7 protein-coding genes are annotated in these 12,495 nt (G+C 40.5%); all 7 read left to right on the forward strand.

Going from position 1 to position 12,495, the window contains the following annotated elements; genetic code table 11:
* Positions 1-225 precede the first annotated feature (225 nt).
* The 7 genes from GQO80_RS03865 to ruvA all read left to right on the forward strand — a co-directional run bounded on the left by GQO80_RS03865 (position 226) and on the right by ruvA (position 12,490).
* Positions 226-4,383 carry a gliding motility-associated C-terminal domain-containing protein gene (locus GQO80_RS03865; RefSeq protein WP_157207016.1) on the forward strand — a complete coding sequence of 1,386 codons (4,158 nt, stop codon included), beginning with the start codon at positions 226-228 and terminating at the stop codon, positions 4,381-4,383.
* Positions 4,384-4,409: 26 nt separating this feature from the next.
* Positions 4,410-5,366: a PorP/SprF family type IX secretion system membrane protein gene (locus GQO80_RS03870; protein WP_157207017.1), complete on the forward strand. Its 957-nt coding sequence runs from the start codon at positions 4,410-4,412 to the stop codon at positions 5,364-5,366.
* 20 nt (positions 5,367-5,386) lie between these two features.
* Entirely contained in the window at positions 5,387-7,276 is a 1,890-nt protein-coding gene (locus GQO80_RS03875; RefSeq protein WP_157207018.1) for an OmpA family protein, read from the forward strand.
* Between the two features lie 204 nt (positions 7,277-7,480).
* Entirely contained in the window at positions 7,481-8,503 is a 1,023-nt protein-coding gene (gene ruvB, locus GQO80_RS03880; RefSeq protein ID WP_157207019.1) for a Holliday junction branch migration DNA helicase RuvB, read from the forward strand.
* A 39-nt stretch (positions 8,504-8,542) separates the two neighbouring features.
* Positions 8,543-9,466, forward strand: coding sequence for a tRNA epoxyqueuosine(34) reductase QueG (gene queG, locus GQO80_RS03885; RefSeq protein WP_157207020.1), 924 nt, complete (start codon positions 8,543-8,545; stop codon positions 9,464-9,466).
* A 75-nt stretch (positions 9,467-9,541) separates the two neighbouring features.
* Positions 9,542-11,857, forward strand: a complete 2,316-nt coding sequence (locus GQO80_RS03890) for an NADP-dependent malic enzyme (protein WP_157207021.1) — start codon at positions 9,542-9,544, stop codon at positions 11,855-11,857.
* Between the two features lie 51 nt (positions 11,858-11,908).
* Positions 11,909-12,490 (forward strand): Holliday junction branch migration protein RuvA, encoded by a 582-nt coding sequence (gene ruvA / locus GQO80_RS03895; protein WP_157207022.1) that lies wholly within the window; start codon positions 11,909-11,911, stop codon positions 12,488-12,490.
* The last annotated feature ends 5 nt before the right edge of the window (positions 12,491-12,495 follow it).

Consider the following 12,495-nt stretch of genomic DNA (forward strand, 5'->3'; position numbering starts at 1 on the left):
TACATTGTTTTTATATAAAAACTCACCTAAATCAGGTGAGTTTTTCCGTTTAAATACATATTTTATCGCTGTAATGTAAAATATTTATAAAAATATCGTTGAAATACAAAAAAATCAGTTAAATTGCGCTAATAAATTTCTGTAAGATTAATTTTGTTAACGGTGTTAACGAATGAATGGTCGATTTTTATTTTGCTATTATAAACATGATTCAAATATATTTCAATGATGATTACAACTCATTTTTTTAGGAATGTCTTAAAAAAGGCAACCTATATCTTGGTTTTGTTTTGGGCCGCATTTTCCAGTTATGGGCAATGTCCCACAGTTTCAAACTCGAACCCACCACCCATTTGCAATGCCGCCGGTTTCACGTTTGCCAATCTAAATGCCTATGCTACCGATACTGGTGGCGGTATTGTTTGGTACACATCAAGTACTGGTGGAACGGCATTTAACCCAAGCCAATTAGTAAAAGAAGGTACCTACTATGCGGGTGATGCTTCAGGCACTTGTGGGCCAAGGACGCCCATTGTTATAGACTTTACCGTTAACCCTTCTGGAAAAAACTTGGATCGTATTTATTGTAGTAATGATAACGCTACAATTCAAACCTATATTGACGATGTTTTGCAAACAGGTATTCCATCGGGCGGTTTGGTTGAAGTTTATTATGATTTTAAATTAACCAACAATGCCAATGCCACTGATGCCATTCCAGGCGGTGCTTCAAATTATTACATCGTTTTTGTTGATGCGGGCGGTTGTAAGGGCCAATTTGAAATTGGACAAGTTGGGGTGTTTACGGCACCCATAAACCCCACACCTGCAAGCCCTCAAGAATTTTGTTCCACTTCAAGTCCCGTTGTTGGAAATTTAAACCAAGGAACTTCGGCAACAAATTTCAAGTGGTACGAAAATGTGGATGCCTTTGGTGAACCTATCCAACCTGCCTTATCCTTATTAACCCCACTCGAGAACGGAAAAACCTACTATATACAAATTGATAATATTTTTTGTGTTAGTAATGCCATTCCTGTTCTTGTAACAATTAACACACCCGTTAATGCAGGAACTCCTGCTACTTTAGACTACTGTTCTGATGGTTTGCCCACAGGCGATTTTAATTTATTTGACGAACTAGGAGGGATTAAAGACGCAACAGGCCTTTGGTCTGGACCAATAACAACTTTAAATGGACATTTGGGTACTGTTAATATTTCGAGTTTAACCACTCCAGGAACCTATGTTTTTACTTATACCGTGCCAAGCACGGGCATTTGTCCAGATGGTATCGCAACAGTAACCATACGCGTATTTCAAACGTTTAGTTCTGGAACAGCATTAAGTCCTGCATCGTTTTGCGAATCTACTGCACCTTCAGCATTTGACTTGTTTAGTCTATTACAAAACGAGGATCCAAACGGGCAATGGACACAGGGCAGCTCAAGTTCCGATCCCATTGTCCTAAGTCCCATAGATTTAACTGGTCTAGCTCCCGGAACTTATAATTTCACCTATACTCAAAATTTAGCGCCAAATCCGTGTCCGGAACAATCAACAACAGTTCAAGTGGTTATATTGCAAGATCCAAATGCAGGAACTGCTGTAAACCAAACCTTCTGCGAAAATGATTTGGCAGCCAATTCGCCCTTCAATCTATTCAATGCCTTGGATGGTTCGCAAGATAACAATAGTGGAACTTGGACAGATGCAGCAAATAATGTCATTTCAAGTTTACTTGATACTTCAACTTTAACCGTTGCAGGAAGTCCGTATATATTTAATTATACCATTGATAATGGCGCATGTTCTGATAAAGAGCCAATAAGCATAACCGTGTTGCCAGCACCAAAAGCGGGAACTCCCATTGCGGTATTTCCTCAATTTTGTGAGGCATCTGCACCGGCAGGATTTGATTTGTTCACCCTGTTAACCGGAGAAGACCAAACGGGTAGTTGGATTGATGATGATGCATCTGGAGCACTATCGGGCAATGTGGTCGATTTATCAGCGTTAGCACCTGCCACCTATCATTTTACTTATGATGTGGCTGCTATTGGTACTTGCGATGACGCCTTGGTAACCGTAACGGTAACAATTAACCCACTTCCAAAAACAGGCACACCAACGCCTGTTGTTCTATGTGAAAACGATTTGGTTTCCAATTCACCATTGGATTTGTTTGGGCAACTTTCTGGTGAAGATTCAGGAGGAACTTGGACCGACGATAACGCAACAGGTGCTTTAAGCGGAAGCGATGTGAATATAACCGCTTTAACCATTGGTTCGTATAATTTCACATATACTATAACCGATGCGAATGGTTGTTCAAATAGTTCAACTCTTGTAGTTACCATTGAAGATGCTCCCGAATCTGGAACAGCATCAGCACCATTAGAATTTTGTTTGGCGGCAATAACCCCAGGGCAAACCGTTAATTTATTTGATTTGTTAACAGGTGAAGACCAAACAGGCAGTTGGAACGATGATGATGCCTCTGGAGCCTTATCGGGAAATTTGGTAACTATTGATGGCCTTTCCGCAGGAACTTATAATTTTACCTATGACGTTACTGCTATTGGAAGTTGTGATGATGTATTGGTAACGGTAAGCATCCTAATAAACGATGCGCCTTCACCCGTAGCTAACCCCATTCAGGAGTTTTGCGATACCGCCACGGTTTCAAATTTAACGGCAACAGGCACCAACATACAATGGTATGAGGAAGCTTCCGGTGGAACAGCTTTATTGGGCAGCGTTTCATTGGTTGACGGCGAAACATACTTTACAACACAAATAGATGCCACAACAGGTTGCGAATCTTCCGTAAGAACCTTGGTAACGGCAGTTATTTATAAGTCGCCAAAATCAGGAAATCCAAATCCAATTACGGTTTGTAGTTCCAACAATGCTGTCGATTTGTTTACCGCTTTGGATGGTACGCAAGATAGTGGAGGTGTTTGGCAAGATACCGATGGAACGGGTGGCTTATTGGGCAATGTATTTGATGCTACAACAGTAACTCCAGGAACGTATCGATTTACTTACTTAGTTTCGGCTTCATCACCTTGTTTGGATGCGAGTACCATAACCTCCATTACCATAGAACCGCCTTTAAATGCGGGTGCAAATAATACCTTAACTGTTTGCAGCAATAGCGGAACGACCAACTTGTTTACTTTATTGGGCAGTGCAGATGCAGGGGGCACCTGGTTGCCAGCTTTGGCTAGTGGTACTGGTGTTTTCAATCCTCTGGTTGATGCTTCAGGGAAATATACCTATACCCTAACAAATGCATGCGGAACGGTAAGTAGCGAAGTAACTGTATCTGTTACCATAGCTCCAAATGCTGGTACAAATAATACAATAACTATCTGTGTTATTAATGGTCCCGTAGATTTATTCCCATTATTAGGAACGGGTGCACAAAGTGGTGGTACGTGGTTGCCAGCATTAACAAGCGGAACCAGTATTTTTGACCCCAAAACGGATGCGGCTGGAACTTACACTTATACGGTAGCGGCAACAGCACCCTGTTTTCCAGATGCAACGGCACAAATATCCGTAACGGTTAACGATTCGCCCCAAATTGTGGTATTAGATGATACTCCTTCTTTTTGTTTGGTCGATAATCCAACGGTTGCCAGTTTAGCAATGGCTATCCAACCCACGGGTACGGTTTCTTGGTATGCTGATGCGACGCTATTAACGCCAGTAAATGCATCGGACGCATTAATAAATGGGAAAGAGTATTTTGCGACCCAAACCACGGGTTCTAATTGCCAATCTTCACAAAGTATAAAAATAACTGCCACGGTTACCGATGCTTCCGTGCCTACACTTAAAGATGTTTCCTTGGAATATTGTATTAATGATGTTCCTAAAATTGAAGACTTGACCCAAAATATTGCTGAAAAAAATGCAACATCCAGTAATATTATCTGGTATGATGCCGCTACAAACGGAAATGTGATAAGCAGCACCACCGAACTTATAAATTTATCAACCTATTATGCCGCTTTAATTGATGTTGTTACAGGTTGTGAAAGTAGTGTGCGTTTAGCAGTTACACCCGATTTAACCAGTTGTGGCATTTTAAAAATACCAGATGGGTTTTCACCCAATGGCGATGGTGTTAACGACACGTTTGAAGTTAACAATTTAGATATTCTATATCCCAATTTTGAAATGGAAATATACAATCGCTACGGAAATATGGTTTATAAAGGCAACGCTTCAACCCCGCGTTTTAATGGGAAGTCAAACCAATCAAGAACTGTTGGTAGTGGCGACTTACCCGTTGGCGTTTATTTTTATATTTTCAATTTTAACGATGGTTCTACAAAACCAAAACAAGGGCGATTATACTTAAGCAGATAATTTATAGAATTCAAAATTAGAAAATCATGAAAAACTTAAATAGATATTATAAAATAGCCGCTTTAGTAAGTATCATGCTCATGTCGCTTCAAAGTATTGCACAACAAGACCCTCAATTTACCCAGTATATGTACAACATGAGCGTTATCAACCCAGCCTATGCCACTGCCAATGAGGCCGTTTTAAACCTTGGTGGTTTGTACAGAACGCAATGGGTTGGACTGGAAGGCGCACCAAAAACAGGCACTTTTTTTGCACATACGCCCATTAACCGGAATATTGAAGTGGGCATCTCCTTTACCAACGATAATATTGGTGATATTGTACAAGAAAATAACATTTATGCCGATTTTGCGTATGTATTGCCCATGGGTTTAGAAGGCAAATTATCATTAGGATTGAAAGCTGGTTTTACGCTTTTCGATACCAACTTTGATGGGTTAAATTTGCAATCGGGCAACGTATCTACCGATATTGCCTTCAACGAAAACATCAACAAAACATTTCCTAATTTGGGAATAGGTGCTTTTTACTTCACCGATACTTATTATATCGGTCTATCTGCACCAAACATGTTAAATACCAAGCATTTGGAAGTTGAAAATGGCATCCGAACCACGGGCGTTCAAAGCGTGCATTATTATTTAACGGGCGGATATGTGTTCAATATCAATCAAAACCTAAAATTGAAACCCGCTTTTATGGCAAAATCCGTAAGTGGTGCGCCTTTGGCTTTGGATATTACGGCCAATGTATTGATTAATGAAAAACTAGAAGCAGGTTTAGGCTATCGTTTGGATGATGCCATAAGTGGTTTGGTTGGATTTAGAATTTCGCCCGAATTAAAAATAGGCTACGCTTACGATTTTACAACCAATAACCTAGGAAGCTACAACTCGGGGTCGCACGAACTTTTTATTTTGTTTGATGTCGATTTATTCGGACTTAAAGGGGGTTACGACCGTTCACCTCGATTCTTCTAACGTTAAAAACGACTAAAGTTATGAAAAAACAAACCTACATACTTGCCAGCCTTTTATTAGTTAGTGGCATCGTACTTGCGCAAAAAAGTAATTTAAAGCGCGCCGATAAACTCTTCGAAATGCGCTCTTACATGCAGGCTGCCGACATTTATGAAACCAACGACCGTACGCAACATGTACTGCAAAATCTGGCCGATAGTTATTATTACAACGCCAACCTTCAAAAAGCGGTTAAAACCTACCGCGAGTTGTTTGTAAATTATGGCGATTCTATCGATATTGAATTTAATTTTAGGTATGCACAAGCCTTAAAAGGGGTTCAAGATTATAAAGAAGCCGATGCGCATTTAAGTAAATATTACAACCAGGAAATAAATACCCCAGCGTTCATAGCGGTAAATGAAAAAACAACGCCCCATACGTTTCAATTAGCACAATTAATCAATGAAACAGGTACAAGTAGCGATTTCGGTCTGGCGTTTTATGGTGAAGATAAAGTGGCTTTTGCTTCTACCAGAAACACGGAAAATCCATCGTATTCTTGGAATAATTTGCCTTATTTGGATTTATATTTCGCAACCCTAACCAACGATGGAAAACTGGAAAACATCACCCCATTTTCCAATGAAATAAATACCACTTCGCACGAAAGTAACGCAACGTTCAGCAGCGATGGAAAAACAATGTATTTCAACAGGACCAATGCTACACGAACCAAAACCGAAGATGAACGCATTGCGCAAATTCAAATTTTTAAGGCAGAATGGGTTGATGGCGCATGGGCAAACGTTACCAAACTACCCTTCAATTCCAATAGCTTTAGTTGCGAACATCCGTCTTTAAGTAAGGATGGCAAAACGCTCTATTTTGCCAGCGACATGCCCGGAACCATTGGCGGCTTTGATATTTACAAAGTGGCAGTTAACGAGGATGGCACCTACGGAACCCCCGAAAATTTAGGCCCTAAAATAAACACCAAGCACCGCGAGCAGTTTCCGTATATAAGCGATATAGACGTTTTGTATTTCGCTTCCGATGGCCATTTGGGTTATGGCGGACTGGATATTTTTAGAAGTAGTTTGGTTGATGGAAGTTTCGATACACCCGTAAATTTAGGAAGTTCGGTAAACAGTAATTTAGACGATTTTGCGTTCACCATTCGAGAAAAGGACAACAAGGGCTTTGTGTCTTCAAACCGAAGTGGTTTTGATAGGTTGTACAATTTTGCTCGCCAAGAAAATACGTTAACCAAATATTTGGTTTCAGGAATAGTGAACGATAAAAATAGCAAAGTGCCATTGTTGGGCGCGTTAGTTACCTTGTTCGATAGTAAAGGAAGTATAGTTCAAGATGTTATTGTGGGTGAAAAAGCCGATTACTCATTTAAAACAGAACCGAATAAAGTATATAAAATTAGGGCAGAACAAAAAGGCTACATCTCGCAAGAGTTTGAGTTTTACACGAGCGGAAAAGAAAAAATTCAGCAAAACATCAATTTTTCATTGGAAGCCTACAAAGATGTGGAAGCCCGCATCAAGGAAAACGAAAAAGGCGCGCTTCAAGTGGAATTGGATAAAATTTATTTCGATTTCAATAAATCTAAAATCCGTCCAGATGCCGCTACAACCTTAAATGTGTTGGTCGATTTAATGAACAAATACCCATTGATGCAAATTGAAGTGTCCGCACACACCGATGCCCGCGGAAACGACCGCTATAATTTAAACCTATCCAAACGTCGTGCCGCTGCAACTTTAGAATATTTGGTAAGCAAAGGCATCGACAGGAACCGATTAAAAAGCGAAGGTTATGGCGAAACACAACCGCTTAACCATTGCATAAAACCCGGTATGTGCGATCAAGCAGGCTACGAGGTTAACCGTCGTTGCGAATTTACAATTTTGAATTAACTAAATTCCACGAAAGCAGGAATCTCATAATTCATCATAAAAAAGACCTTTGTAGCGAATTAGTCATTGCAAAGGTCTTTTTCTTTATATTTGCGTGAACAACCTGCAAGGTTTTTTAAACCTTGTAGGTTTTTATCGGTTATTCGGTAAAGTAGCTATTTCAACAAATAATCAAAAGGATTTCTGCCTACGCAGGAACTAAATATGAACGAAAACCTAGACCCAACAAACGAACATTTTTCACCCGAGGAACTGGATGTTGAGAAAAAGTTAAGACCGCTGTCATTTAACGATTTTACGGGCCAAGACCAAGTGTTGGAAAACCTCCAGATTTTTGTTCAAGCTGCCAATTTACGAAAAGAAGCATTGGACCACACGTTATTTCATGGCCCCCCGGGACTTGGAAAAACAACGCTTGCCCATATTTTAGCAAACGAATTGAATGTGGGCATCAAAATAACATCGGGCCCTGTTTTGGATAAACCTGGCGATTTAGCGGGCTTGCTTACCAATTTAGACGAACGTGATGTGTTGTTTATTGATGAAATCCATCGCCTCAGTCCTATTGTCGAGGAATATTTGTATTCCGCCATGGAAGATTACAAAATAGACATCATGATCGAGTCTGGACCCAATGCCCGAACCGTTCAAATAAATCTAAATCCGTTTACATTGGTGGGCGCAACCACAAGGTCAGGTTTGTTAACTGCACCTATGCGGGCGCGATTTGGTATTCAAAGCAGGTTGCAATATTATAACACCGAGCTGCTTACAACCATAGTGCAACGAAGTGCTTCCATATTAAACGTTCCCATTTCCATGGAAGCTGCCGTAGAAATTGCAGGCAGAAGTCGGGGCACACCACGTATTGCCAATGCGTTGTTGCGTCGCGTACGCGATTTTGCACAAATAAAAGGCAACGGACGCATTGATATCAAAATAGCGAAATTCGCTTTGCAAGCCCTTAATGTCGATGCTTTTGGTTTGGATGAAATGGACAATAAAATTTTAACCACCATCATCGAAAAATTTAAAGGAGGCCCTGTGGGCATTTCAACCTTGGCAACCGCGGTTAGCGAAAGTGCCGAAACCATAGAGGAAGTTTACGAACCCTTTTTAATACAACAAGGGTTTATCATGCGAACTCCCCGTGGGCGTGAAGTTACCGAGTTGGCATACAGGCATTTGGGAAAAATAAAAACCAATATTCAAGGCGGGTTGTTTTAACCATTGCGTTGTTCTGAATTTATTTCAGGATTACTTAAAATGAATACCAAAGAAGTATATACAAACCAAATCAAAACCGAAGCCAAACGCCTCGGTTTTTTGTCTTGTGGCATTAGTAAGGCCCAGTTTTTAGAAGCAGAAGCCCCGCGTTTGGAAAATTATCTAAATAAAAATATGCATGGGCAAATGCAGTACATGGAAAACCATTTTGATAAACGTTTGGACCCCACAAAATTGGTTGAAGGTTCCAAATCGGTTATTTCTTTACTGCTCAATTATTTTCCGCAAGAAACTCAAAACCAAAACAGTTTTAAGCTATCAAAATATGCTTATGGCACCGATTATCATTTCATTGTAAAAGATAAGCTCAAAGTGCTTTTAAACTTTATTCAAACTGAAATTGGCGATGTAAATGGACGTGCCTTTGTAGATTCTGCGCCGGTTTTAGATAAAGCCTGGGCAGCAAAATCGGGTTTGGGATGGGTTGGCAAACACAGCAATTTATTAACCCAACAAGTCGGTTCATTTTATTTTATTGCAGAGCTAATTGTTGATTTAGAATTGGAATACGACACCATAACAACCAATCATTGTGGTACCTGTACAAAATGCATCGATGCCTGCCCAACGCAAGCCATCACAGAACCGTATGTGGTTGATGGCAGCAAATGCATTTCCTATTTTACCATTGAACTTAAAGAAAACATCCCCACAGAGTTTAAAGGAAAGTTTGAAGATTGGATGTTTGGCTGCGATATCTGTCAAGATGTATGCCCGTGGAACCGTTTTTCAAAACCGCATAACGAGCCTCTATTTAACCCGCATCCCGAATTGCTTTCCATGACAAAGAAAGATTGGCATGAAATTACCGAAGATGTTTTTAAAAAAATATTTAAGGATTCCGCCGTAAAACGCACCAAATTTTCTGGTTTAAAACGGAATATCAATTTTCTAAAAGATTAAGACTTTCATTAAAAAGAATGGCGTTTTCATTTCTAGGATTGTTATCTTTGTTCTACTTGTTAATTAATTATTTCCATGAGCCAAGACAATAAACGTAAGGAAGACAGCATGCGTAGAGAGGCGCTGTTGTATCATGCCAAACCTTTCCCCGGTAAAATAAAAGTAGTTCCCACCAAAAAATATTCAACCCAACGCGATTTATCGCTTGCCTATTCACCCGGTGTTGCTGCCCCTTGCTTAGAAATAGAAAAAGACAAAAACAACGTTTATAAATACACGGCTAAAGGAAATTTGGTCGCTGTAATATCCAACGGAACCGCTGTTTTAGGTTTGGGAAATATTGGTCCGGAAGCTTCAAAACCCGTGATGGAAGGCAAAGGACTTCTTTTCAAGATTTTTGCCGATATTGACGTGTTCGATATTGAAGTAGGAACTGAAAACATTGAAGAATTCATCGCTACCGTTAAAAATATAGCCCCCACTTTTGGAGGTATTAATTTGGAAGACATCAAAGCCCCCGAAGCTTTTGAAATTGAAAGACGCTTAAAAGAAGAGTTGGACATTCCCGTAATGCACGACGACCAACATGGTACCGCCATCATTTCTGCAGCAGCTTTAATCAATGCGGTTGAAATTGCAAAAAAGAAACTCGACCAAGTAAAAATTGTAATAAGTGGTGCCGGTGCTGCGGCCATTTCCTGCTCTCGTTTATACCAAGCCTTGGGCGCAAAACGCGAAAATATGGTCATGCTCGACAGCAAAGGGGTAATACGCGATGATAGGGAACACCTCACGTCTGAAAAAGCCGAATTTGCCACCCACAGAAAAATTGATACCCTTGATGAAGCCATGAAAGATGCCGATGTGTTCATTGGGCTTTCCATGGCAAACATAGTGTCTCCAGAAATGCTTTTGTCCATGGCAAAAACCCCCATCGTATTTGCTATGGCCAATCCAGACCCTGAAATTAAATACGATATTGCCATAGCCACCCGTAAAGATATAATCATGGCAACTGGCCGTAGCGACCATCCTAACCAGGTTAATAACGTACTCGGGTTTCCTTTTATATTTAGGGGTGCTTTGGATGTGCGCGCCACCAAAATTAACGAAGCCATGAAAATGGCAGCGGTTAAAGCCTTGGCGCGACTAGCAAAGGAGTCGGTGCCAGAACAAGTGAATATCGCTTATGGTGAAACCAAATTAACGTTTGGTAAGGATTACATCATCCCGAAACCGTTCGACCCCCGATTAATTGTAGAAATCCCACCGGCAGTAGCAAAAGCAGCCATGGAAAGTGGCGTCGCCAAAGACCCCATTACCGATTGGGAAAAATATAAGGATGAACTGCGCGAACGTTTGGGCTCCGATAATAAATTAATCCGACTGTTGTTTAATCGTGCAAAATTGAACCCAAAACGGGTTGTTTTTGCCGAAGCAGATCATTTAAGCGTTATCAAAGCGGCCCAAATTGTTTATGAAGAAGGCATTGCCATCCCTATTTTATTGGGAAGAACGGAAACCATAAAACAGTTGATGGCTGAAATTGAATTTGATGCCAATCTTCTTATTATCGACCCCAAAGAAAAAGAAGAAGACGAACGCAAGAACAAATATGCCAAAGGTTATTGGGAACAACGCAAACGTCGCGGGGTTACCTATTATTCGGCGCAGCGCTTAATGCGTGAACGCAACTATTTTGGGGCCATGATGGTTAACGAAGGCGATGCAGATGCGTTAATTTCAGGGTATTCCAGAAATTATCCTTCGGTGGTAAAACCCATGCTAGAACTTATTGGTATGGCAAAAGGCGCCCAACGCGTGGCAACTACCAATGTAATGATGACCAAGCGCGGGCCTATTTTCTTAAGTGATACGTCCATAAATATCAATCCTACTTCCAGAGAGCTTACCAAAATTGCCCACATGACCTCGCAAATCGTTAAGATGTTTGGCATGGATCCGGTTATGGCCATGATTTCCTACTCAAATTTCGGGTCGTCGTCCAATGAAAACGCCACAAAGGTTCGCGATGCCGTGGCCTATTTACATCGCCACTACCCCGATATGGTTGTTGATGGCGAGTTGCAAACCGATTTCGCGCTTAATGCCGATATGTTAAAAGAAAAATTCCCGTTTTCTAAACTAGTTGGAAAAAAGGTAAATGCCCTAATTTTCCCAAATTTAGATGCGGCAAACATCACCTATAAATTGTTGAAAGAATTAAACGAAGCCGTTTCCATTGGCCCAATTATGATGGGCATGCGAAAACCCGTGCACATTCTTCAATTGGGTGCCAATGTAGATGAAATTGTAAACATGACCGCCATTGCCGTCATCGATGCGCAACAAAAAGAGAAACAGGAACAGGAAAAGGGAAATGTTAAGTAATTCATTTGAAAATAAATTTATTACATTTGGTTGCTTAACAAATTGCTATAAATGATAACACATATTCAAGGGAAACTTATAGAAAAAAATCCAACCGATGTTGTTATTGATTGCAACGGCGTGGGCTATGTGCTCAATATCTCGTTGCATACCTATTCCCAAATTCCAGATGGCGAACATGTAAAGTTGTTTACGCACCTTCAAATCAAGGAAGATGCGCATACGCTTTACGGCTTTTCATCGTTAGCAGAGCGCAATATATTTAGGCTGTTAATTTCAGTAAGTGGCATAGGCGCCAGTATTGCCCGTACCATGCTTTCGTCGTTAACGCCAAAACAAGTAATTGAGGGCATCGCTTCAAACGATGTTGCCCTAATCCAAGGGATAAAAGGGATTGGCGCAAAAACCGCGCAACGGGTTATTATCGATTTAAAAGATAAAGTCCTAAAGATTTACGATATTGACGAAGTTTCCGTTTCTAAAGGCAATACCAATAAAGATGAAGCGTTATCTGCTTTAGAAGTGCTTGGTTTTGTTAGAAAACAGGCCGAACGTGTTGTTGATAAAATTGTGATGTCTCAACCAGATGCCAACGTAGAAACCATTATTAAACAAGCTTTAAAAAATTTATAATAGAT

Origin of the sequence: Mariniflexile maritimum (genome assembly GCF_009746565.1) — a bacterium.
Classification (GTDB): domain Bacteria; phylum Bacteroidota; class Bacteroidia; order Flavobacteriales; family Flavobacteriaceae; genus Mariniflexile; species Mariniflexile maritimum.

Excerpts from the sequence above, each read along its gene's own strand:
- GQO80_RS03865 (WP_157207016.1), top strand. The coding sequence starts at position 226 with ATGATGATTACAACTCATTTTTTTAGGAATGTCTTAAAAAAGGCAACC.
- GQO80_RS03870 (WP_157207017.1), top strand. The coding sequence starts at position 4,410 with ATGAAAAACTTAAATAGATATTATAAAATAGCCGCTTTAGTAAGTATC.
- GQO80_RS03875 (WP_157207018.1), top strand. The coding sequence starts at position 5,387 with ATGAAAAAACAAACCTACATACTTGCCAGCCTTTTATTAGTTAGTGGC.
- ruvB (WP_157207019.1), top strand. The coding sequence starts at position 7,481 with ATGAACGAAAACCTAGACCCAACAAACGAACATTTTTCACCCGAGGAA.
- queG (WP_157207020.1), top strand. The coding sequence starts at position 8,543 with ATGAATACCAAAGAAGTATATACAAACCAAATCAAAACCGAAGCCAAA.
- GQO80_RS03890 (WP_157207021.1), top strand. The coding sequence starts at position 9,542 with ATGAGCCAAGACAATAAACGTAAGGAAGACAGCATGCGTAGAGAGGCG.
- ruvA (WP_157207022.1), top strand. The coding sequence starts at position 11,909 with ATGATAACACATATTCAAGGGAAACTTATAGAAAAAAATCCAACCGAT.